The organism is Kluyvera sp. STS39-E (assembly GCF_040932435.1).
Taxonomy (GTDB): domain Bacteria; phylum Pseudomonadota; class Gammaproteobacteria; order Enterobacterales; family Enterobacteriaceae; genus Kluyvera.
In genome coordinates this window covers 199,567-222,449 of record NZ_JBFQGA010000008.1, presented here as the reverse complement: position 1 = coordinate 222,449, position 22,883 = coordinate 199,567, and the positions used below count along the sequence as shown (strand labels likewise).

Here is a 22,883-nt window from a genome sequence, read left to right as displayed (position 1 = left end):
TCAGGCGCGATAGCGCAGTGCTTCCAGTACCAGGGCAAAGGCGGGTGAATGCTGGCGGCGGTTTGGGTAGTAAAGATGATAAGCGGTGCGCGGTGGAGACCAGTCGGCGAGAACCTGTATCAACTGACCCTCTTCTAGCGCAGTGTCCACAACATCTTTTGGCAGATAGGCAAGACCCAGTCCATCCAGGGCGGCCTGCCGCATCATACCTACGCTGCTGAATGTACCTCTTCCTTCGATACGGATTTTAAGCTCAACTCCCTGCTTATAGAATTCCCATGTATAGAAGCCTCCATGAGTCGGAAGTCGTAACTTAATACAACTATGGTCACTTAAGTCACGTGGGGTAACTGGAATTTCTTTATCTGCGAAATAGGAAGGTGACCCCACTACGGCAAAATTAAAGTTTGGTGCAATCGGAACCGAGATCATGTCTTTATCTACCTGCTCACCCAGCCGGACTCCCGCGTCGTATCGTTCAGCAACAATATCCTTCAATCCGTACTCACTGATAATTTCAATATTAATATCCGGATAGTCCAGAAGTAACATTTTGAGTTTTGGCCAAAGAATGGTCTCTGCAGCATGCTCGACGGCAGTAATCCGTACGATGCCAGCGGGTTTATCTCGCATCCCGCTGAGTGCGGCGATCTCATTCTCAATTTCGTCAAAATGCGGGCCGATACGGTTTAGTAAATGTTCACCGGCCTCCGTCACGGAAACACTCCGGGTCGTGCGGGTAAGTAACCGTAGACCCAGTTGTGCCTCAAGAGTGCGTACGGTGTAGCTCAGCGCTGACTGGGAGATGCCGAGCTTTGCTGCGGCCTTAGTAAAGCTTTGCTCGCGAGCTACGGCTATAAATGCCTGATAATCTTTCACATTTTTACGACGCATTGATTATCCTAATTCAAAAAACCATGCAGATAATATTACTATAACGGGTATCGGCTCTGTTAAATGAAAATTGAGGCAAACAAACTTAGCACTCATACACTTGTAACTGACAACAAGTCGCTACTGAAAGGATCAGCTTTACGTGCCAACAAACGGATGAGCAAACAATTGTTGTACAGCAAGACGACAAACTGAATTCACCAGTCAATAAGCGCTGTGCGGTATCGTTTTCAGCCATATGCGTTTTCAGTTCCTGTTCGACCTCCACATTCTGTTCGGTGAAGTAGGTTTTGTAGGTAGAGCCGCATAAGCAACCGCGCTATGGAACGAATGCTTGCCGAGACCGATGAACGTAACTTTTTTGCATAATGATCCCCTTCAGAAAGAAAAACACCCTGTTAGCGTAACGCTCGCAGGGTGGGGGGCCCCATCTCATTAAACCGGGTGGGCACATTTTTATCAGACATGAAAAAGGCGACCGAAGTCGCCCGGCATTACACTTCTCAGACAAATCAGAACTGGTAAACAACACCGACCGCAGTGACGTCATCGGTACTAATACCGGCTTCACGGGTAAAGCTGTTTTCATCAACCAGGTTAACCATGTAGTCAACAAACACATTGATGTTTTTGTTGAAGTAATAAGTCGCACCGAAGTCGACAAACTTGATCAAATCCTGGTCGCCGTAATTTTGACCGGAAGCAGAACGACCCAGATTTTTACCTTTGTTCACGTTATAAGCAACAAATGGTTGCAGGCCGAAATCAAACTGGTAGCTGGCATACAATTCTATGATTTGAGATTTGTTGGCGTAACCGTACGCACTGTCATCAGAGATTGAACCGAAGCGTGAAGCATTATAAGACTGGGTATACATCGCCGCTAAATAAACGCCATTCGCATCATATTTAACCGCACCCGAATAGGCTTCAGCGCGTTTACCATTACCCATAATGCCGGACGTACGGCTATTTTGTTCGATGGTACGGTTCGAGCTGCTCATTGCACCGACAACACTGACGCCTGCGCCGATATCATAGGTGGCAGACATGCCATAGCCGTCACCATTCTGGCGCAGTACGCTACGAACACCAGGCTCACCGCCGCCATCATTTTTACCCTGATACTGAATTGCAATATCCAGGCCGTCGATCAGGCCATAAAAACCGCTCTCACGGTAAGTCGCGACTCCGTTTGTACGGCTGAACATGAACTGGTCCGAACCGTAGGTCATGGCGTCAAACTCAGGCTGCATATCGGTAAAGCCCAAGGAATCATACAGCACACCACGGTTACGACCGTAGTCGAATGAGCCGTAATCGCCGAACTTCAGGCCAGCGAATCCGTAACGGGTTCTTGGCGTGGAACTCTGGCTTTCTGGGTTGTTGGCATCAAACTGGGACTGCCACTGACCATAACCAGTCAGGTTGTCAGAGATTTGTGTTTCACCACGAAAACCCAGACGAACGTATGTCTGATCGCCATCCATGCCCGGATCCTGAGAGAAATAATGCTCGCCGGAAATCAAACCGGTGATATTCAGTTTGCTGCCGTCTTTATTGTAAACTTCCGCTGCGTGTGCTGTACCAGCAAGCAATGCAGATGACATCGCTAAAAATATTAATTTATGCTTCATCATAATAACCCTCAATGTTTTGATATATAGCCGCTGCATATTTATTGAGCCTTGGGCAAAATAAAATCTCGGACCTTTACTATCACTACTGATCCCTTTATTGGTTATTTCTCAAGGCAGCGATTACGCTGCGCATTTGATGTATCACTTTTAAAAGCAGGGTGTAAATAAATGTTTTGATTTGTCAGCACAGATTGATAAATAAATCGCAGGTTAACTCAAATAGCACATATTGATAATAAAAGTTTGGAGGCAATCGGTTAGTTTGATTTGCTTCATTATTATTGGATTTTCATTGGCGTATTTTATTTTAATTATATGCTTTTCATATGGCCGAATATTTTGGTATTCGGTCTTTTTTCATTTTTTGAATATTTCAGGATAAGAAAAACTTATACTTTTTCAGGCGAAAACAGTGTCGATTAAACGCATTAGTGTTTGATTTTCTATGGGCAATCATTTATTTGTGCATTTTACCTGATTTTTGGTTGAGGATATCAACTTAGATGTCTTAGGCTCGCACGAGAAATAAAATTGTTGAATTTAATTCGAAACTGTCAAAAATGTTATCTGCGCGTCACGTTGAGGACAGGTGGGGGGGGTATAATAATAGAATTACGTTGTAATAAATACGGACGGCATTAGATTAATTTAGAGTGGTCAATGTATATTAGCGCATTATCGAAGGGGTTTAGTCTAATCAGACTAAATAATGAGTAACAGGAGCCAGGAATGAGTAGTCAGAATGATATTACCCTCAGGAAAGAGGGTGGCTCGGCATACAGTCGACGCTCTCTTTTAAAGTCCAGTGCATCATTAGCCGCTCTCCCTCTTTTGGCGATGGCGTCGTCAAGTGTGCTCGCCGCCGGAAGTCAACAAATAACGGGCCAAAATGTGCTTAGTACGGACGACGAGAAAACTGAGGCATTCATCAAGAGCATGGCAGACCTCATGGCTCATTCAACTCGTACGCCGATTCTCAGGTGGCCGAATGAATACAATATGGAATATGAGGAAATTTTCTTCCCTGCTATGGATGGCGTAACGATTGAAGGATGGTTCATTCCTGCCAATTCGGACAAATTGCTTATTATGAATCATCCCATGCCGTGCAACCGATATGGTTACCCTGGGCATATGGATCCGTGGAAGAATTTTGGCGGCTTTGAAGTAAACTTTTTACCTGAATACAAGATATTACATGATGCTGGCTACAACATTATTACCTACGACATGCGTAACCATGGGCGTAGTGGTACAGGCAGCGGCGGTATTGTTGGCCATGGCGTGCTTGAATATCGCGATGTGATCGGATCGCTTCGCTACGCTAAATCCCGGTCTGATACCAAGGACATGAAGACAGCTCTCTATAGCAGATGCCTCGGAGCAAACTCAACAATTGTGGGAATGCACAAACACCCCGAGGAGTTTAAACAAATCAAAGCAATGATTGCCTTGCAACCTTCGTTACCTGCAGTTTTCGTGGCAAAGGCAGTCGAAAACCTAGAAATTACAGATGGATACGAAAGGCTTGACGCAGCATTTTACAAAAAAACCGGTTACCATCTTGTGCAAGTCTTTCCAATGGAATATGCAAAATCTGTCACAGTTCCAACTCTGGTAGCACAAGTTCGTCGTGACTTTACGACGAAGGTATCGAGTGTGCAGGAAATCTATGATCTGATGTCATCCAGTGACAAGAAAATGTTTTGGATCGAAGGTACGGATCAACGTTTCGAGGGCTACAACTATTTTGGCAGAAATCCTCAACTCGTGCTCGACTGGTTTTCAAGCCATATGGACGCCGTCTGACAGGCTCGGATCCCGCTTTTTAACGCAAGTTCAGTTCAACGTTTCTCTGTTAATTGAGTCTGGTACTTATGGCGGTGCTACCATGAGTACACATAATGCAGGAAGGACAAAAGTCTGAAAGATGGGTTTTAGTATTTAAAAATCGAAATAGTTAATTCAGTTAATTCAATATATTTATGAACAGAGGTATCAAATGAGTATTAGTAAATTGGCTGTGGCGTTTCTAATTCTTGCTGGTAGTTGTCAAAATGTTATTGCTGCTGATTTAAAACAGTCCTGTGAAGGGAAACAGCGTATCGGCGTAGTATCCGCGCAGGGGGCAACGACTCTTTCCACACTCGAAAATGTACTTTCACAAAAAGCATCGAAGGCAGGAGCCGAGTGTTACAAGATTATCGCAGCAGGGGGGAATAATAGGCTGTCTGGTGTGGCGGTCATTTATAAGTAATGCATTACCTTTTTTTAAAAATTTGAAAATGTCAGTCATTCTCCAATTTTTACCCTGGTTTATTATTTTGGGGAATGCTGTGCCATCCATATCTTTAAACCTTTTCCTGATGGTAATTAAAAGGGGGGATTCGAGGAAGTTATGGCTAAAAAAAATGATGTTGTTCACGTCGAGATCATTACGGATATATTGACATGGATCGATATTAATATCTGCGTACCTTTAAAAATAAATGATGTGGCAGAAAAGGCTGGTTATTCAAAGTGGCATTTCCAACGAATTTTTCATCGGGTAACTCAGCGAACGCTTGCTAATTATATCAGGGATCGTAAGCTTGAGTTAGCTGCATGGGATTTAAGTAATACAAATGATGATATTTCTTATATATCATATAAATATGGATTTGATTCACAACAGTCTTTTACCCGAACTTTTTCGAGGAAATATAATATACCTCCATCGGCATATCGAAAATATAATCTTTCCAGATCAATTCCTGAAGAAATTTCAATTTGACTCATACTGTAATGAGGTGCATACAGATCTCCTGGCTGACAAAATAGTCTTGAACAGCATAATGTAGCCAAGTATGCCTGGGAGTAGGGTATGATGCATCGACTTCGCCGCCTGGGAACTCAATACCTTCCACACGTTATTGAAATTTTTCTTCGAAGTCAGAATGTTGTCGGTTTTTGTATCGCGGTTCTGTATCCGGCGTGTTTTTTATGATGGTATATTATCCTTTGGCGAAACTCTAAGAGTGAAACCAAAGGTGTTAATGCCCTTTTCACTTCTTGCGAATACCTCCCCCCCGTGCATAATCGCAATTGCTTTAACGATAGCAAGTCCTAGGCCGTGGTGCATATCACTGTCTTTGCGTGAAGCATCAACGCGATAGAAACGTTCGAAGAGACGGGAAAGATGCCTGGTGGCAATCGTATCCCCGACATTCATGACGGCGACATGAACAAAACCATATTGGGCATTTATACTTACAGTGACGGTGGTGGAGGGAATCGCGTGACGCGCACTATTTTCAAGCAGATTGGCCAAGGCGCGATGAAAAAGGCGGCGGTCGACAATGGTTTGCACGTTACCTACAATATCCAGCTTAAGTTCGCGATCATGGAATGATGGTTCTACATATTCAGCCGTTTTCAGGGCTTCTTCCCGAAGAGATGTATTACTCAGTTCAGCCGCGCTTTTCCCAGCCTGCGCATGGGATAGGAACAACATATCATTTACAATTGACGTCATGCGAGCCAGTTCTTCAAGGTTAGATTGTAGTAGTTCCTCCAGTTCATGGACACTGCGTTCACGTGCAAGAGCTAGTTGAGTCTGGCCAAGTAGGTTGGTGAGAGGTGTGCGTAACTCATGTGCAACATCGGCATTGAAACTCTCTAATTGCTGCCAGGCGATTTCCTGACGTTCGAGTACGCCATTAAAAGCATAAGCAAGAGACTGTAACTCTGAGGGAAGCGCCGATGAATTAAGCCGCTGACCTACATTCCCTGGAATCAGAAAGTTTGCCTGCCTGCTCAGATCACGGGCGGGACTCATGCCGATGCGAGATATGGCATAACTCAATATTGCCACCAAAATCAATCCCGCTAATGAGATCAAAATAAGTGCGTGGGAGAATTCGCTCAGTGTACTGAAGTAAGGTGTTGAATCGATTGCGACGACAAAACGAATCTCTGGGCGATTGCCAAGAGACTTCAATGTTTCCACATATAAATAAAGCGGGCAATGCTTCTCTTCGCCTGGCATGGTCGAAAAACCATCCTTTAAACGTTCACTTCTTAAATCAGCCAGTAAAGAACCTCCGATTTGGTAATGACTATCGTCACTTATAATCGAATATTTAACCTTATGTCCTTCATTATCGCTGAGTGTCTTAAGTTTTTCTTGAATTAAGTGCCAGTTCGCCTGCGATCCCTGAGTCTCAATATAGGGTGCTACAAGAGAGTTTCGAAATAGCAATTCATTATGCATTTGATTTTCAAGTGAGGAAGAAAGCGAAGCTCTTTGAAAAAGTGCAAGAGTAGATAATATTATCACCATTAGTAAAACAAACATTAGCGCTAAACGGCTTGAAATAGAATGTTTCATCGGATTTTAAACCTTGAGCTTAATTGCGATATGTCCGTTTCTCTAACACATATCCCATTCCGCGGACGGTGTGAAGAAGTTTGATGGTATAGGGGGTATCAATCTTAGTTCTCAGCCTTTTGATGGCAACTTCTACCACGTTGGCATCGCTATCAAAATTCATGTCCCATACCTGTTCTGCGATCATCATTTTTGAAAGGATTTCTCCATGGTGGCGAGCCAGTAAGCTTAAAAGCGCAAATTCTTTAGCAGTCAGATCGATGCGATCATCGCCACGTACTACCCTGCGTGCTAAAAGATCTATATGAAGGTCGTCAATATCAAACTGTGCAGTGTCACCATTTTCGTTTGCGCGACGCCGTACTAAAACTTGAATCCTTGCAACCAGTTCAATCAGGGAAAAAGGTTTCGGCAAATAGTCATCAGCACCACGACGCAATCCCTTGACTCGCTCATCTACAGAGCTGCGCGCTGACAGCATTAGCACGGGCGTTTTTTTAATGGCACGAAGTCCTTCTAAAACACCGTATCCATCAAGATCAGGAAGCATCACATCTAAAATAATAGCATCATAGTCATATTCGACAGCAAGATAGAGGCCTTGTTTCCCATTGGGTGCCACGTCAACAGTATAGCTCATTTCACATAGAGCACGGCTAATGTAAGAAGAGGTTTTCTCTTCATCCTCAACCAACAATAATCTCATGGTGACCTCCGTTATTCAGGGGTTGTTGTTTACAACAATACTAGTCAGTATATTAACTGGGTTTAAGCATTAAAATAAAAGAGAACGATATCTCGTTGTCTATTAAATTTATATAACTGACTCTAAGTGAAAAATTAAGTCATCACTTTTTAAAGTCTACCATCTTACGATACGGTATTGCTGCTACTAAAACTAAAGTTGTTTAATTAGGCAATAAATTTATCATATCAGGCAAGTTATAATTTGATACAAAGAGACATATTAGTCATTTGAAAAATGGGATTTTTTTTCCTTTACCCTTTTGAAGGGAAAATCCAGGTTGCCGGGGCACATAATGGTGATCTGATGCGTAAAGTCTCACTCTTCTCACTGAGGCCACTGGGTTATTGCAGAAAGAGGATATAGCCGGTGGTGTCGTTTACATGGATGACATACATCCATCCACCCAAGATATGACGGTTCATGCCTGCGTACTGGGTTTAACTAATTCTTTACTGGAGCATTTCGCATGACTAAATCACCCATTGAGCAAAATGAAGCGAATGATGTAGCAGGGTTGGATCGCCGGGAATTTATCAAAGTCGGTTTGGTTATGACAGCGGCAGCTTTATCGCCGGGGAGCGCAGCAGGTACAGCAATTGGTACCGCAAACATTGACATTAAGAGAATTCTCGTTATCAACGCGCACCAAAAATATCCGGGCATCAGTGAGGGAAGACTTAATCGTTCATTGGTTAATTTAATTAAAGAAGAAATGGTGAAGAAAGGTTATGAGGTCCAGGAAACAAATATCGAGCAAGGTTATAATGTTAACGACGAAGTCAAAAAGCATATTTGGGCAGATATCATTATAACCCAGTCTCCGGTCTTTTGGTTCGGAATGCCTTGGATCTACAAAAAATATGTTGATGAAGTTTTTACTGCCGGGATGCTACAGAAAAGTTTTATATCAGGAGATGGGAGGATCGCCGATGACTCTAGCCGACAGTACGGTTCGGGCGGAAAATTACAGGGTAAGAAATACGTGCTGTCTTTGACAATGAATAGTCCAAAACAGGCGTTTGATGACAAAAATCAAAAGCTGCATGCAGGTTTATCCGTTGACGACGTGTTTCATTCAACAACGGCTGTTTATAAATTCTGTGGCGTTGATGTTCTACCGATATTTGGGTCTTACGATGTAATACAGTCCCCGCAGGTGAATAATGACATGGAGCGCCTAAAAAAGTACCTAGCTTATCTATAATAGACTATATGGGAATTGCTGCTTATCAGATTATTTATTTGATTATAAGAAAGTAAACTTTGAAATCGAATTAACTGACGGCTTGTAAACGTGGTCGTCCCGAATTATAGGTGAGTAATATGATAGAGCTGACACGTCGTAAATTAGTCCTTGGTACTCTGAGTACGATACTGTTAACTACAGTGTCACGAAGCTTTGCTGCTGAGATGGTTTCTGCAATCGGTAAGGCAGATTTTATGAGTCATGTCGATCCAGAACTGCGAGCCGCAGCGATGGAGCTCATGCCGCTGACAGAAACGTTATCCAAAATGTCGACGTCAACGCTCGGCCAAATTAGGGCATCTCTGGATAAATTGTCGCCAGCTCAGGATCCATCAGTAAAGGTTACTAAACGTATTGTGCCGGGAATTCGCAATCAGCCCGAAGTGGTGGTTTATGTCATCAATGATAAGCCTGGCACTCGCCGACCGGCTATATTACACACCCATGGCGGGGGATTTGTCCTAGGTACAGTTGCACAAGATGTGCATCGATTGCAGGCGATGTCGATTGCTCTTGATTGTGTGATCGTTTCAGTCGAATACAGACTGGCCCCGGAGGTTACCTATGTGGGTTCTGTTGAAGACAACTATGCTGCGCTTAAGTGGGTGTTCGATAATGCGGATGTGTTGGGTGTCGATACCCGTAAGGTGGCCGTAATGGGCGAAAGTGCGGGCGGTGGTCATGCTGCGCTGCTCGCCATCAAAGCCCGCGATCGTGGAGAGTTTCCATTAGCATTTCAGCTACTCGTCTATCCAATGCTGGATGATCGGACTGGAAGTGTCGGTAAGGTACCCTCTCACATCGGTCGCATCATCTGGACCCCGGCGGCAAACAGATTTGGCTGGGCTTCTTTTCTCGGCGTTCAACCGGGCACTGCGACAGTTCCCCGCGCTGCAGTTCCTGCACGAACTGATGATTTCACCCGCCTGCCTCCCGCTTATATATGTGTAGGTTCGGTCGATCTTTTTGTTGAGGAAAACATCAGTTATGCGGGCAAATTGATAGACGCCGGTGTGCCAGCAGAGCTATTGGTCGTCCCCGGCGGGTTTCATGGCTTCGATTTAAGTTCACCCGAAGCGCATATTGTAAAAACTTTTAATAACGCTAAATTGGCGGCTTTGCGTAAAGCATTCTCGATAGCTTAGCGACACGCTTAACGTCAGTCGAACTGAAGTTCACCCAGGGAGTGTCGTATCTTGCGGCATACTCTCGATTAAACCGGGATATGCTCTCTTGTCAGACTTCATTATTGATAAAAATCCCGGTTAGGAAAAGTAAATTAGTGTCAGGGAATTATGAGTCTGTTCTCGATAAGTGCTCTTTCTGGAAAATAAAAAACCAAATCTGCCCTGTTAATATCTATTCTGACAAAAATGTTATCGTGACGTCATGCTGAAGTCAGGTGTCGGGAGTTAATATGTTTATTACCGGGATTACTCTTGCCCGGCATACTTAAACAAGGTGGGTAACGATAATGATTAAGATATCAATGATGGTATTAATGCTTTCTACAGTAGCAACAAACAGTTTTGCTGCCAATAAAGTGAACAATTTTGAAGGATCAAATCGAATTGGAGTCGTATCCGCTAGCGGTGCTACAACGCTTTCTGAGCTGGAAAGTAAGTTGTCAGAAAAAGCAGTACAAGCCGGTGGGGGGTCTTACAAAATTATTTCTGCCGGAGGTGCAAACAAGTTACATGGAGTAGCATTGGTTTATAAATGATGGCTCTTGTAAAGTATGTGCAGGGCGATATTAATCGGCCCTGTACATATAGCTAGAATGACTTTCACATTGAATTTAGTGGGGGGGGGGTAATACATTTAATATTGTAAAGGGAGATGTTATGCCAGATTCTTGCGCAATGTTTTCCTGGATTAAGGTTCTATTAATTTCACCGATCATGCTCTTTTGGATAATGATATTATTAATCATATCAGTGCAGTGTCATTACTGAACGTTGCGTTCATAAACAATAAGTCTGGCAGTAATAAACTCATGATAGTCCTTAGCTGAGATTAAAACTATCTGCGCATCATGTTGAGATAAGTAACTGTCCCTTAAAGGGGCCACTATCAATGTGGCCGCTCCAGCACGAAGAGGAATAAGTCATCATGAACCTTAAAATCGTCTTATTCATCGGCGGCGCGATGGTTGGTGTTATCGGGTTACCGATATTCCTGAGTAATGCTAACAATAATAACCGGAGCGTGGCCACTTTGCCGCTGATGCCCGAAGTCGGGGTAGTCACTCTTAAGACCAGATCTGTCACGTTGACCACAGAACTGCCTGGACGCACTGCTGCATTTCGTTCGGCCGATGTGCGACCGCAGGTCAGCGGTATCCTGCAGCATCGTCTGTTCACCGAGGGCGACGTCGTCCGGGCCGGTCAGCCGCTCTATCAGGTCGACGCAGCGCTGTACCGTGTTGACTATAATCGCAGCACTGCGGCGCTGGCACGTGCTAAAGCACAATGGCGCGCTGCGTCACAACTGGTGCAGCGTTATCGCCCGCTGGCGGAGCGCAACGTCATCAGTCGCCAGGCCTATGATGATGCCCTTGCGACCATGGACCAGGCTGATGCCGATGTAAAATCAGCTGAGGCGGTGCTTGAAGGGGCGCGTATCAACCTGGTGTATACCAAAGTATTGTCGCCCATCGACGGTATTATCGGACGCTCTTCGGTAACTGAAGGGGCATTGCTCACTGCGCAGCAGGCGCTGGCTATTGCGTCAGTTCAGCAGATTGATCCGATGTATGTCGACGTCACCCAGTCCAGCGTACAACTGCTGCGTTTGCAAAAAAGCCTGGCGGAAGGCGTGTTCAAGCGCGGTGATGGCGAGGTCAGCGCAGAGGTTACGCTGACGCTGGAAGACGGTAGCCGGTATGAGCAGACTGGCAAACTGCAGTTCGCTGATATTACCGTGGATCAAACGACAGGCTCCATGCTACTGCGCGCGGTGTTCCCCAATCCTGACCGAAAACTGCTGCCCGGCATGTTCGTGCGTGCGCGGCTGGTGGATGGAGTAGCACGTGACGGCTTATTGGTTCCGCAGCGCGGCATTACCCGCGACCCGCGTGGCGAGCCCACGGCGTTGGTGGTGAACGGTAACAATCAGGTGGAACTACGCGTGCTCAAGACCGACCGAACCGTTGGTGACCAGTGGCTGGTCACCAACGGTTTGGCGGAGGGAGATCAGGTGATTGTGGAGGGAGTACAGCAGGTTCGCCCAGGTGTCAGGGTTAATGCCAGGGAATGGGGCAGCCCCAATGGCTCCCATGCTGACCGCAGCATAGACGAGAAGGTAATGCCCCATGGCTAGATTTTTTATCGATCGACCGGTTTTTGCGTGGGTCATTGCCATTGTTATGATGCTGTGCGGCGCATTGTCGATAGCCAGTCTGCCAGTGGCCCAGTACCCGAGTATTGCCCCTCCTGCCATTGGCATCCAGGTCAACTATCCCGGGGCATCGGCGAAAACGCTGCAGGATACGGTGGTGCAGGTTATCGAGCAGCAGATGAATGGCTTGGACCAACTGCAGTATATCTCTTCCGAGAGTAATGCCGATGGCAATATGACGATCACCCTGACCTTTGCACAAGGAACTGACCCCGACACGGCGCAGGTGCAGGTGCAAAACAAGCTATCGCTGGTGCAGCCGCTGCTGCCGAGAGAGGTGCAGCAGCAGGGGATACATGTTACCAAGGCGACGGCCAATTTCATGATGGTACTGGGGTTTATCTCCACTGACGGCTCAATGAACCGGGCCGATATTGCGGATTATGTGGCGTCGTTCGTACAGGATACAATAAGCCGTACCCCGGGGGTGGGGGATTTTCAGCTCTTCGGCGCGCCTTATGCCATGCGCATTTGGCTTGACCCGGACAAACTGTTGAATTATAGCCTGACCGTCACCGATGTTTCGGCGGCGATCGAGGAACAAAACGTCGAGATTTCCTCCGGACAACTCGGCGGTTTGCCTGCTGAGAACGGACAAGAACTTAACGCCACCGTGATAGGGCCATCGCGCCTGCAAACGCCGGAAGAGTTTGGACGAATTTTGCTCAAGAGCAATCAGAACGGCTCCCGCGTGCTGCTGGCCGACGTTGCAACTATCGAGCTGGGCGCGCAGAACTACGCAATTGATAGTTGGTATAATGGTCAGACCGCGGTCGGTCTTGCCATCCGTCTGGCCACCGATGCGAACGCGCTGGAAACCGCCGCCGCAGTGCGCGCCACAGTTGACACGCTCAGGCCATTTTTTCCACCTGGGCTGGAGGTTGTCTATCCGTACGACACCTCTCCGTTTGTGCTCCTGTCGATCAAAAGTGTTGTGCAAACCCTGTTCGAGGCGATCGTTCTGGTGTTTCTGGTAATGTGGTTGTTTCTGCAAAATATTCGCGCCACGCTTATCCCAACGCTGGCCGTGCCTGTGGTACTGCTTGGCACCTTCGGCGTGCTGGCGGCCTTCGGTTATTCCATCAATACGTTGACCATGTTTGGTATGGTTCTGGCAATCGGGCTGTTAGTTGATGACGCCATTGTTGTGGTGGAAAACGTCGATCGCATCATGCGCGAGGAGGGACTGTCGCCCAAACAGGCCACCCGCAAATCGATGGATCAAATTACCAGCGCACTGATCGGCATTGTCTTAGTGCTATCGGCGGTGTTTGTACCCATGGCTTTTTTTGGCGGCTCCACCGGGGTTATCTACAGGCAATTTTCTATTACCATTGTTTCGTCGATGGTGCTCTCAGTGCTGGTGGCCAACGTCTTTACCCCGGCCTTGTGCGCAACGTTGCTTAAACCAGCGGCGTTTGGTGAGCATGCCGCTAAACAGGGATTTTTTGGCGGCTTCAATCACCATTTTGACCGTGCCAGCCGAGTCTATGTGGGCATCGTGACGCGTGGCCTCGGACGGCCCAGACGCCTGATTATTATCTACCTGGCGCTGGTGGTTGCTGCCGGCTGGCTGTATACCCGTATCCCGACCTCGTTTCTGCCGGAGGAGGACCAAGGTTTGCTGTTCGCCCAGATCCTTGCTCCGGCCGGTGCCACGGCACAGCGGACCCAGGAAACACTCGATCGTGCTACTCGCTATCTACTTGAGGAAGAACAGGACAGTGTCAGGTCAGTGTTCGGCATTTCCGGCTTCAACTTTGGTGGCCGGGGCCAGAACGCCGCACTGATGTTTATCCGACTGCATGACTGGAGTGACCGTGCCAAAGCTGAGCAGAAGGTTGCGGCCTTAGCTGTCCGACTGAACGCCCGCTTTGCGCGGGACTTCCGCGATACACGCATTATCGTGGTATCCCCACCTGCCGTGCGGGAACTTGGCAATGTTTCGGGATTTAATTTCCAGTTGATGGATCGTGCCGGACTAGGCCATGCCCAACTGCTGGCTGCCCGCGATCATTTCCTGGCCGAGGCGCGGCAAAGCCCCCTGTTGACCAACGTTCGGTCAAACGGCCTCGAGGACGCGTCGCAATACCAACTGCTGATCGATCGTGAAAAAGCGCGGGTGTTGGGGGTATCCATCGCCGAAGCCAACCGTACCCTGTCGGTTGCCTGGGGTTCGTCTTACGTGAACGATTTTATCGATCGCGATCGCGTCAAGCGCGTCTATATTCAGGGCGCTGCGTCGTCGCGTATGCAACCACAGGACCTGGATAAATGGTATGTGCGCAACGCTGCCGGGGGGATGGTGCCGTTCTCGGCCTTTGCCTCGGCGCAGTGGAGCTTCGGTGCGCAAAAGCTGAACCGCTATAACGGTGTGCCTTCATTTAATCTGCAGGGGGGAGCCGCTACAGGATACAGTTCCGGTGACGCCATGGCAGAAATGGAGCGTATCGCAGCCGCTATGCCTGAGGGGATTGGTTTTGAATGGACCGGACTGTCATTTGAGGAGCGGCTTTCCGGCGCTCAGGCTCCTGCGCTGTATATTATTTCGCTGATCGTAGTATTCCTTTGTTTGGCGGCCCTGTATGAAAGTTGGAGCATTCCGACGGCAGTGATGATGGTCGTCCCCCTTGGGGTGATAGGCGCGCTGTCGGCCACGCTGCTGCGGGGTCTGTCCAACGATGCCTATTTCCAGGTAGGGTTGCTGACCACTGTTGGCCTGGCGGCCAAGAACGCTATCCTCATCGTGGAGTTTGCCAAGACGTCTTTTGAATCCGGTGCATCCCCTGTTGAGGCCGCCATCCATGCCGCCCGGCAACGGTTAAGGCCGATCCTGATGACCTCATTGGCATTTATTCTGGGCGTAGTGCCGCTGGTGATTGCTAACGGTGCCGGAGCAGCCAGCCAGAACGCTATTGGAACCGGCGTTCTGGGCGGCATGTTGACCAGTACTTTCCTGGCGATATTTTTTGTGCCGGCTTTTTTTGTCTTCATGCTGCAATTATTCAAAGTGCAACGCACAGGCGAACGGCAAGATAAATAAGATTTTTCGATAGGAGAGTGTGAATAATCTTTTTAGTGATTTCGACCGTATTTCTTATGGGGATGTTTGTATGTTTCTATTTTTTTACTCATCTTATTCTTATCAAGCTTTGAATATTAACTTGATATGATTTTTTCAATTCAACTTAAGAAAAACAACCTGGAGATAATCACTTTAGGCAAAATTAGCATCAAAACAGGCAATGTTTTTTTCAAGCGAGGGGGCAATAATGAAGCTTGATATAGCTATACATAGAAACCGTCCCCCTGATTTTCTGTAGAAAATCTATTTATATATCAGGTGGTTAAAATGATAGAGCAGGGATAGGAACGAGATGTACGAAACCTTGGAAGGGAGGCGCTTCTTTAGGGGGCAGTTTTCAACGTTATCATTTCGTTACCTGCATTATAACTTCTGGAGAAATTTATGAATGAAGACAAATCAAAGCGGGCGTTGAGTCGCCGAGCTTTTCTCTCTCATACCGCACTTGTCAGTGCTGGTATAGCCGTGAGCTCTTTGCCCTGGGGAGCTGTGGCATCGTCTTCGGTAACTTCTACCCTGGCTCAAAACAACGCCAGTAATCAGGTCGTTGATAAGATGACAAAACGCCAGCTTGGTAATCTTACCGTTTCAGCACTCGGTGCGGGTTGCATGAGCATTAGTGCGAACTATGGTCCTGCTGCCGATAAAAATCAAGGGATCCGCACGCTCCGTGAGGCTTATGACAAAGGGGTAACGTTCTTTGATACTGCCGAGGTTTATGGTCCGCATACCAGCGAAGAATTGGTCGGCGAAGCATTATATGAAGTACGCGACAAGGTTATTATTGCCAGCAAATTCGGATTTGATATTGAAGCCGGCGGTCTTAACAGTCAGCCGGCACATATACGCAAAGTTATCGAAGGTTCCTTAAAACGCCTTAGAACAGATCATATAGATCTTTATTACCAGCACCGTGTTGATCCCAATGTGCCAATTGAAGATGTTGCGGGTACGATTAAAGATTTAATTAAAGAAGGGAAGGTATTGCATTTTGGGCTTTCTGAGGCCAGCGCGGCAACGATTCGTCGTGCGCATGCTGTTCAGCCCGTGTCTGCTGTACAAACTGAATATTCAATGATGAGCCGCGAACCGGAACATAATGGTGTGCTGCAAACTTGTGAAGAATTGGGGATCGGGTTTGTACCTTGGGGACCCGTCGGCATGGGTTATCTTACGGGCTCAATGAATGCGCAAACTCACCTCGATCCGAAAACTGATTTACGTTCAACTTTTGAACGCTTTACACCCGGTAACCTGGCGGCAAACCAACCTTTGATTGATTATTTACGTGCACTTGGCAAGAAAAAGAATGCCACTCCGCCACAAATTGCGCTGGCTTGGTTACTCGCCCGCAAACCATGGATTGTACCTATCCCAGGTACACGCAACGTGGATCATCTTCATGAGAATCTGGGAGCGCTGAACATCCATTTCACCCCATCTGAAATGAGTGAAATCGATGTGGCTTTATCTAAACTCACCATACATGGTGGACGTATGAACAAAATGCAGATGGGTTTTGTCGACCATAGCTCGTAAGTGAGACAGGGCATTACCTCATGGTGTGTTACGGATGAGGATATGTTCAAACGCTAGTCAAAAAATTTTGTGCTTAAGATAAAACCTCACAAGTTTAATTGAGTCATTCATTTTCGGTGTGGTTTTATCTTTTCTTAAACCTATTACCAATACTGTTGGAAATTTAAATGTTTAAAAAGAACCTTTTGCTCACGCTGACCGTATGCGCATTGATCTTTGCATCCGCAGCACAGAGTGCTGAAGTAACACCTCACGCCTACGTGATTGCAAATTATGATATTAAAGACCACACCATATATCAAAAGTATATGGACGTGGCAGGTCCGTTGGTACAAAAGTACGATGGAAAGGTGACTGTATTTAATGAGAGTGTAAAAGCGAAAGAAGGGCGACCGCATTCATTATTTGCAATAGCAGAGTTCCCGAGTATTGAGGATGCCGAACGTTTCTACAATTCACCCGAGTATACTGAGGCGAAAAAATTTAGAATCGCCTCAACCGAGGGCTGGGTCATCATTACTAAATGATAATGGGCCGTCTGTTGAAAATAAATAATTAACAGTTATTTTGAAAAATCAGGACCTGAATCAGGTCGTTTAAAAGAGGTTTTTATGGCCGGAATCAGTATCTGGAAGCTTGTTATCATCGCAGGTATCGTCATTATGCTCTTTGGTACCAAAAGGCTTAGAAGTTTGGGAGGTGACCTCGGTGCGAGCATTCGGGATTTTAAAAAATCTTTCGCAAGTGAAAATAATAGTTCTGAATCAGTTGAAGAATTAAAGGCCCCCGTTCTGAGCCTGAATGGTAATGATAAGGTAGATCCAGAACGTCAGAAATAAGGCCCGGGCGGTTGAATTATTGACGTCTTCCCGCTTCATCTATAGCCATGATAATTGAATTGGGCTCCATCACTCAGAATATTAATATATCAATATTTCCTGGCAGGATATCATTATGCAGAGTCTGGATCTCACTGTTATTGATCAAGCCCGGGAATGGGTCAAGACTGGACCTATATGGCTCTGTACTGTCTTAAGCACCTACGGCTCCTCTCCACGGTCACCAGGTGCGATGATGGTCGCGGATACCCGGGGAAACTATTGTGGATCGCTATCCGGTGGCTGTGTTGAGGAAGATTTTCTGGCCAGGTTGGCCAGCGGGGATTACAGGAAAAGCAGCCAGGTTGTCCGGTATGGCGATGGTGGCTTAACCCCTAATCGCGCCTTACCCTGTGGGGGGATATTAGATATTTTGATAGAATATCTTTCACCCGATGGGGGTAACAGCTCAGCCTATCTCAATCAATTGGGGTCGGCTCTGAAAGAAGGCCATTCACTTTCTAAAGAAATCCACCTACCGGAGCCCTGTTGTAGCCTTGCACCGACTGCGTATCGGAGCAGTACTCAGGTTGAGTATGATAACGACCGTATTGTAATGATCGTTGCTGCCCCGCCAAGGTTAGTCATTGCCGGTTTGTCTGCCGTTGCTATTTATTGTGCAAACTTTGCCGTTTCACTTGGTTTTGAAACCATCGTTTGTGAAAACCGACCGGACGCGCTACAGAATTTTGCTGACAGTCTGGTTGACGGGGTCATGTTGAGAGCAGAGTTTCCAGCCAACTTTATTGAGAAAGGGGGATGCCATGCTAATACCGCCGTGGTGGCACTGACTCACGATCCGCGCATGGATGATTTAACGTTGATGGAAGCTGTCTTTACCGAAGCATTTTATCTTGGTGCAATGGGGTCGGAACGTAACAGCAGCAGAAGGCTGGAGCGGCTTAAAAATATTGGCGGGCTCAACGAGGAGGATATTCGCCGGATCCACGCTCCCATAGGGATGCAGATTGGGAGTAAAACGCCGGCGGAAATCGCTTTGGCGGTAATGGCCGACGTAGTTCATGTGAAGAACAGCCAAAGAAAAGCGTGAAAGAGCTTGAGTCGCCCTTTCACGCTAGTGTCAGAGTAGCTTATCCATGGTCAAGGGCAAATCCCGAACGCGTTTGCCCGTGGCGTGAAAAACAGCATTGCTGATGGCTGCTGCCACGCCAACGATCCCCACTTCCCCCACGGCTTTTCCCCCTAATGCGCTGGCCTGGTAATCTGGAACCCCTACGCTGATGACTTGAATATCAGGCACGTCCGCATTAACGGGTACCACATACTCTGCCAGGCTGGCGTTTGTGATACGTCCGTCCCTTGGATCGTGCATGCCTTCTTCCAGCAGGGCCTGCCCGAGACCCATGACCATTCCACCTATCCATTGGCTTTCCGCCAATTTAGGGTTGTAGACCCGGCCACAGTCAAAAGCACCCAACATACGTTTTACCCGGACGGTCCCAAAATCTTCATCAACGGCCACTTCCACAAATTGTGCGCTCCAGCTATGGGAAGAGGTGTCAAATGCCCCAGGCATCTGGATCTGGGTAAAAGTATGAGCTGCATCATAGCGTTCCTGTTCAGTAGCGCCGGGCTTGTAGGTGTTTTCCTTTACGTCCATTGATTCATGACCGGTAAGCGCTATCAGTTGACTGAAACTTATGCCTTTTCCCGGACGTCGCAATAAAGAAATCTGTCCGTCACCGATCGTCACATTACTTCGTTGTGCTTGATAAAGAGGGGAGTCAGGCTGTGAAATTGCGAGCGTGATCAGCCTTTCCTTAACCGCAACGGCCGTTTTATGCACTGCACCGGTCAACACGTTAGCTAACTGCGAGCCGCCTGCAACCGGAGAGCGGGGGAGCCTGGTATCGCCAAGACGAACAGTGATCTGGTGCGAGGAAACTCCCAGAACCTCCGCGGCCGTCTGGGCCAGGATGGTATAAGTTCCGGTGCCGATGTCAGTACCACCGCTTTCCACTACAATCTCGCCGTTTACGTGAAGTATTATACGAGCCTCGGCAGGTGAACGTATGACCGGGTAGGTACCCGCAGCCATTCCCCAACCGATAAGCTCCCTTCCTCTACGCATTGACCGAGGTGCTGCAGTTCGTTTACTCCAGCCAAAAGCATCTGCGCCGGCTGCATAAGCTTCCCGAAGTTGACGTGTGCTCCACGGCGTTTTGGATTTATAGTCGTGATTAGCCCAGTTAAGCAAGCGCAACGCCAGCGGATCCATGTTCAGTTCATAGGCCAGTTCGTCCATGGCGATTTCCAGGGCGAATGCGCTGGGATTTTCACCTGGAGCACGCATCCAGCCGGGATTGACTGTGTTTACCGGAATAATGCTGTGCCGGGCCCAGACGTTGTCGCAAGCATACATAATCGGTGTAACGTTGTTTGTCGGTTCAAGATGAACGTCATCAATGGACGTCTCATTCCAGCCATTATGTACGATTGAGACTAAACGACCATCTTTATGGGCACCCAGCGAGAGTTCTTGGCGCGTCCGTGGCCGCCCGCCATAGCCGGTGAACGTTTGCTGACGGGTCAGTGATACTTTTATCGGGCGATCAAGTTCGCGTGAGGCCAGACAAGCTAGGGCGACGTGGGCATGAGGTGACACCTTGGATCCAAATCCTCCGCCAGTGAAAGGGGAAATGATTCGAACCTTTTCAATACCGAGCCCCATCCATTCTGAAATTACCTGTCGCGCGCCGCCAACCCACTGAGTGGGTTCCCAGACAGTTATCTCTCCATTCTTCCAGGAAGCAATGCAGGCATGAGGTTCAATGGGAGTATTGTATTCACGGGGTGTGGTATAGACACCTTTGATAACCACTGGCGCAGTGCTCAGAGCTTGTTCTGCATTGCCCCACGCTACATTCAATGCATCAATCAACTGCGGCTTGGTTCTGGGATCTTCAGGTTGCAAAATGGCCGGTGTGGCGTGATAAAAGATTTTGACAAGGCTCGCAGCATACGTGGCTTGTTCAAATGTTTCGGCGATGACAATTGCGACATGTTGCCCGTTAAACTTAATCTGCTCATCCTGTAATGGAGTATATGCCTCGGTTGCGGCCCCCCCTTTGAGGAAGACTTTGGCCGGATTGAGTTTCAACTTGTCCAAATGAGAGTAGACGGCCACCACGCCGGGAGAAAGTCGGGCGGCTTTGGTGTCTACTCCGGTAATGGTACCGCTGGCAATCGTGGATTGTACTATCACCCCGTAGGCCATATTTTCCTGATTATGTTCTATTGCATAGCGCGCCTGACCCTGGATCTTCAGCAGGCCATCCGCACGTTCTCTCCCTATACCCAGTGCCTGATATTTGATTTCACGTGACAGGGGGGCTGTCGGAATCCCAGGGCGAGCTTCCGCAGCGCTTGCCGGTCTCAGCCGAAGACCAGTACCTACAACTGCGCTCATAATTGCACTGGCTTTGAGAAGAGTTCGGCGCGATTTGTTGAATGTGTTTTTACTGTTCATGCCACTCCTCCTGCGGTCAGCAGGGCGCGGGAGATAACTCGTGGGGCAAGGGTAATTTTAAATCCGTTATCTGTCCGGGCGGTGGCATCTTTAGTGATAAGGGTTGCTGCCTGACGCAGGGTTTGTTCGTCAAATATTTGTCCTTTCAATGCTTGCTCGACCACGGTTGCCCGCCACGGTACAGTCGCTACACCGCCCAAGGCAATACGGATATCACGCACTGTTTTTCCATCAACCTCCAGTTCAACACCGACAGCGGCACTGGCGGCGGCGAATTCATATGAGGCGCGGTCACGGACTTTAAGATAATGAGAGTGCTGGATTGCGGGCGTCAGAGGAATTTCCACTGCGACGATGAGCTCTCCTGCTCTCAGATCATGCTCCAGGTCTGGTCTCTCCACAGGCAGCAGGAAAAAATCGCTGATTTTCACTGTACGAGTGGCTCCGTCCTGGTTTTGCAGTATGACGTTTGCGTCGAAGGCAGTCAGCGCGACGGCAAAATCACCTGGATAAATGGCAATACATTGTTCACTGGTGCCAAGAATTGCGTGATTACGGTTATTACCGTTCATTGCCGAACAACCTGACCCAGGGGTTCGCTTATTGCATGATGTATAGGCTGTGGGATCACGAAAGTAGCTGCAACGGGTACGTTGCATCAAATTGCCTCCGATGGTGGCCATATTCCTCAGTTGAGCAGAAGCTGCGCGCCAGAGGCTTTCAGACAGGACCGGGGCACTGTTTTTTATCTGAGGGTTATTGGCAACCTGGCTCATTTTTGCCAGAGCGCCAATGCGTATGCTTTGTGAATTTACCACTATGTCGGAAAGGCCGTTCAGGAAAGTAATATCGATGAGTTCTGCCGGTTGTTCGACACCGCATTTCATCAAGTCAATCTGAGTTGTTCCTCCAGCCAGAAAACGGGCACCGTTTCTGATCTGGGCACCAGTAGCGGCATCAATGCTGTTGGCACGGATATAGTCGAAATCATTCATACAGTATTCTCCTTCTCAGACATACTACTGGCTGCTTCTCGCACAGCTGCGACGATGTGAGAATACGCGCCACATCGACAGATATTGCCGCTCATGTATTCTCGGATTTCATCGTCAGAGCTTGCATGTCCTTCTTCGATACAAGCAACAGCCGACATGATTTGCCCCGGCGTACAGTATCCGCACTGAAATGCATCATGTTTTAGAAATGCTTGCTGCACTGCATGCAACGTGCCGTCGGGTTTCGCCAGGCCCTCAACCGTTGTAATAGCTTTTCCCCCGGCCTGAAGAGCAAGGGTTAAGCAACTGATCACGCGGGTACCTTCTACGTGAACAGTACAGGCACCGCATTGCCCAAAATCACATCCTTTTTTCGTTCCCCTGAGTTCTGTGGACTCCCGCAGGACATCCAGTAGAGTTGTGCGGGGATCGATTCTGAAGTGCATTTCTTTACCGTTAATTTTGAGTTGTAAAGGATAGGAACCAGGCATCTTTGTGCTCCTTTTGCAGGTGATTAACTAAGCAACACGGGTTCTTTACCGAGAGATGTTGCTCACATTGCTTGTACTAATTTTAAAAAAGTTAACAAAAGAATGGGGA

At 47.6% G+C, this 22,883-nt stretch carries 17 protein-coding genes and 2 pseudogenes; 12 read left to right on the top strand and 7 right to left on the bottom strand.

Annotation, left to right across the window (positions count from 1 at the left end; translation table 11 throughout):
* Together AB4K05_RS18935 and ompC are read right to left on the bottom strand one after the other, a co-directional pair.
* Window positions 1-894 (bottom strand): LysR family transcriptional regulator, encoded by an 894-nt coding sequence (locus AB4K05_RS18935; RefSeq protein ID WP_117341854.1) that lies wholly within the window; start codon window positions 892-894, stop codon window positions 1-3.
* 512 nt (window positions 895-1,406) lie between these two features.
* Window positions 1,407-2,531, bottom strand: coding sequence for a porin OmpC (gene ompC, locus AB4K05_RS18930; RefSeq protein ID WP_117341855.1), 1,125 nt, complete (start codon window positions 2,529-2,531; stop codon window positions 1,407-1,409).
* Between the two features lie 732 nt (window positions 2,532-3,263).
* Here ompC and AB4K05_RS18925 point away from each other — a divergent pair.
* The 3 genes from AB4K05_RS18925 (at window position 3,264) to AB4K05_RS18915 (ending at window position 5,307) form a co-directional block, all read left to right on the top strand.
* A complete protein-coding gene (locus AB4K05_RS18925; protein WP_368481436.1) occupies window positions 3,264-4,343 on the top strand; it encodes an alpha/beta hydrolase family protein in 1,080 nt (359 codons plus the stop codon).
* 193 nt (window positions 4,344-4,536) lie between these two features.
* A complete protein-coding gene (locus AB4K05_RS18920) occupies window positions 4,537-4,791 on the top strand; it encodes a YdgH/BhsA/McbA-like domain containing protein (protein ID WP_117341857.1) in 255 nt (84 codons plus the stop codon).
* Between the two features lie 141 nt (window positions 4,792-4,932).
* Window positions 4,933-5,307: a helix-turn-helix domain-containing protein gene (locus AB4K05_RS18915; protein ID WP_117341858.1), complete on the top strand. Its 375-nt coding sequence runs from the start codon at window positions 4,933-4,935 to the stop codon at window positions 5,305-5,307.
* Between the two features lie 207 nt (window positions 5,308-5,514).
* Here AB4K05_RS18915 and AB4K05_RS18910 read toward each other — a convergent pair whose 3' ends face one another.
* Window positions 5,515-6,903 (bottom strand): heavy metal sensor histidine kinase, encoded by a 1,389-nt coding sequence (locus AB4K05_RS18910; protein ID WP_368481435.1) that lies wholly within the window; start codon window positions 6,901-6,903, stop codon window positions 5,515-5,517.
* A 19-nt stretch (window positions 6,904-6,922) separates the two neighbouring features.
* The gene (locus AB4K05_RS18905) at window positions 6,923-7,609 is read right to left on the bottom strand and encodes a heavy metal response regulator transcription factor (protein ID WP_117341860.1); all 687 of its coding nucleotides are present in this window, start codon (window positions 7,607-7,609) and stop codon (window positions 6,923-6,925) included.
* A 508-nt stretch (window positions 7,610-8,117) separates the two neighbouring features.
* On the opposite strand from AB4K05_RS18905, the gene AB4K05_RS18900 reads away from it, so the two are divergent.
* The 9 genes and pseudogenes from AB4K05_RS18900 (at window position 8,118) to AB4K05_RS18860 (ending at window position 18,849) form a co-directional block, all read left to right on the top strand.
* Window positions 8,118-8,855 carry an NAD(P)H-dependent oxidoreductase gene (locus AB4K05_RS18900; protein ID WP_223240193.1) on the top strand — a complete coding sequence of 246 codons (738 nt, stop codon included), beginning with the start codon at window positions 8,118-8,120 and terminating at the stop codon, window positions 8,853-8,855.
* Window positions 8,856-8,974: 119 nt separating this feature from the next.
* Window positions 8,975-10,042, top strand: a complete 1,068-nt coding sequence (locus tag AB4K05_RS18895) for an alpha/beta hydrolase (protein WP_117341861.1) — start codon at window positions 8,975-8,977, stop codon at window positions 10,040-10,042.
* 329 nt (window positions 10,043-10,371) lie between these two features.
* Window positions 10,372-10,620, top strand: a complete 249-nt coding sequence (locus tag AB4K05_RS18890; protein WP_117341862.1) for a YdgH/BhsA/McbA-like domain containing protein — start codon at window positions 10,372-10,374, stop codon at window positions 10,618-10,620.
* 389 nt (window positions 10,621-11,009) lie between these two features.
* Window positions 11,010-12,218: an efflux RND transporter periplasmic adaptor subunit gene (locus tag AB4K05_RS18885; RefSeq protein WP_368481434.1), complete on the top strand. Its 1,209-nt coding sequence runs from the start codon at window positions 11,010-11,012 to the stop codon at window positions 12,216-12,218.
* Complete coding sequence (locus AB4K05_RS18880; protein ID WP_117341864.1) at window positions 12,211-15,339, top strand: efflux RND transporter permease subunit; 3,129 nt, start codon at window positions 12,211-12,213, stop codon at window positions 15,337-15,339. The genes AB4K05_RS18885 and AB4K05_RS18880 overlap by 8 nt, the downstream gene beginning before the upstream one ends.
* A 597-nt stretch (window positions 15,340-15,936) precedes the next feature.
* Window positions 15,937-16,920, top strand: coding sequence for an aldo/keto reductase (locus AB4K05_RS18875; protein ID WP_161959005.1), 984 nt, complete (start codon window positions 15,937-15,939; stop codon window positions 16,918-16,920).
* 167 nt (window positions 16,921-17,087) lie between these two features.
* Window positions 17,088-17,447 (top strand): DUF1330 domain-containing protein, encoded by a 360-nt coding sequence (locus tag AB4K05_RS18870; RefSeq protein ID WP_117341866.1) that lies wholly within the window; start codon window positions 17,088-17,090, stop codon window positions 17,445-17,447.
* Between the two features lie 84 nt (window positions 17,448-17,531).
* Window positions 17,532-17,669: pseudogene (tatA, locus tag AB4K05_RS18865) on the top strand (twin-arginine translocase TatA/TatE family subunit); the annotation flags it as partial.
* A 205-nt stretch (window positions 17,670-17,874) separates the two neighbouring features.
* Entirely contained in the window at window positions 17,875-18,849 is a 975-nt protein-coding gene (locus tag AB4K05_RS18860) for an XdhC family protein (RefSeq protein ID WP_368481433.1), read from the top strand.
* Window positions 18,850-18,879: 30 nt separating this feature from the next.
* On the opposite strand, the gene AB4K05_RS18855 is transcribed toward AB4K05_RS18860, so the two are convergent.
* From AB4K05_RS18855 to AB4K05_RS18845, 3 genes and pseudogenes are all read right to left on the bottom strand, one after another.
* A complete protein-coding gene (locus tag AB4K05_RS18855) occupies window positions 18,880-21,288 on the bottom strand; it encodes a xanthine dehydrogenase family protein molybdopterin-binding subunit (protein ID WP_117341869.1) in 2,409 nt (802 codons plus the stop codon).
* Entirely contained in the window at window positions 21,285-22,283 is a 999-nt protein-coding gene (locus AB4K05_RS18850; RefSeq protein WP_117341870.1) for a xanthine dehydrogenase family protein subunit M, read from the bottom strand. The genes AB4K05_RS18855 and AB4K05_RS18850 overlap by 4 nt, the downstream gene beginning before the upstream one ends.
* Window positions 22,280-22,759, bottom strand: a pseudogene (locus AB4K05_RS18845) ((2Fe-2S)-binding protein); the annotation flags it as partial. The pseudogene AB4K05_RS18845 and the gene AB4K05_RS18850, both read right to left, overlap by 4 nt.
* Between the last annotated feature and the right edge of the window lie 124 nt (window positions 22,760-22,883).

What these genes read in the sequence shown, in the direction of transcription:
- AB4K05_RS18935 (WP_117341854.1), bottom strand. Translation starts at nt 894, where the DNA reads ATGCGTCGTAAAAATGTGAAAGATTATCAGGCATTTATAGCCGTAGCT.
- ompC (WP_117341855.1), bottom strand. Translation starts at nt 2,531, where the DNA reads ATGAAGCATAAATTAATATTTTTAGCGATGTCATCTGCATTGCTTGCT.
- AB4K05_RS18925 (WP_368481436.1), top strand. Translation starts at nt 3,264, where the DNA reads ATGAGTAGTCAGAATGATATTACCCTCAGGAAAGAGGGTGGCTCGGCA.
- AB4K05_RS18920 (WP_117341857.1), top strand. Translation starts at nt 4,537, where the DNA reads ATGAGTATTAGTAAATTGGCTGTGGCGTTTCTAATTCTTGCTGGTAGT.
- AB4K05_RS18915 (WP_117341858.1), top strand. Translation starts at nt 4,933, where the DNA reads ATGGCTAAAAAAAATGATGTTGTTCACGTCGAGATCATTACGGATATA.
- AB4K05_RS18910 (WP_368481435.1), bottom strand. Translation starts at nt 6,903, where the DNA reads ATGAAACATTCTATTTCAAGCCGTTTAGCGCTAATGTTTGTTTTACTA.
- AB4K05_RS18905 (WP_117341860.1), bottom strand. Translation starts at nt 7,609, where the DNA reads ATGAGATTATTGTTGGTTGAGGATGAAGAGAAAACCTCTTCTTACATT.
- AB4K05_RS18900 (WP_223240193.1), top strand. Translation starts at nt 8,118, where the DNA reads ATGACTAAATCACCCATTGAGCAAAATGAAGCGAATGATGTAGCAGGG.
- AB4K05_RS18895 (WP_117341861.1), top strand. Translation starts at nt 8,975, where the DNA reads ATGATAGAGCTGACACGTCGTAAATTAGTCCTTGGTACTCTGAGTACG.
- AB4K05_RS18890 (WP_117341862.1), top strand. Translation starts at nt 10,372, where the DNA reads ATGATTAAGATATCAATGATGGTATTAATGCTTTCTACAGTAGCAACA.
- AB4K05_RS18885 (WP_368481434.1), top strand. Translation starts at nt 11,010, where the DNA reads ATGAACCTTAAAATCGTCTTATTCATCGGCGGCGCGATGGTTGGTGTT.
- AB4K05_RS18880 (WP_117341864.1), top strand. Translation starts at nt 12,211, where the DNA reads ATGGCTAGATTTTTTATCGATCGACCGGTTTTTGCGTGGGTCATTGCC.
- AB4K05_RS18875 (WP_161959005.1), top strand. Translation starts at nt 15,937, where the DNA reads ATGACAAAACGCCAGCTTGGTAATCTTACCGTTTCAGCACTCGGTGCG.
- AB4K05_RS18870 (WP_117341866.1), top strand. Translation starts at nt 17,088, where the DNA reads ATGTTTAAAAAGAACCTTTTGCTCACGCTGACCGTATGCGCATTGATC.
- AB4K05_RS18860 (WP_368481433.1), top strand. Translation starts at nt 17,875, where the DNA reads ATGCAGAGTCTGGATCTCACTGTTATTGATCAAGCCCGGGAATGGGTC.
- AB4K05_RS18855 (WP_117341869.1), bottom strand. Translation starts at nt 21,288, where the DNA reads ATGAACAGTAAAAACACATTCAACAAATCGCGCCGAACTCTTCTCAAA.
- AB4K05_RS18850 (WP_117341870.1), bottom strand. Translation starts at nt 22,283, where the DNA reads ATGAATGATTTCGACTATATCCGTGCCAACAGCATTGATGCCGCTACT.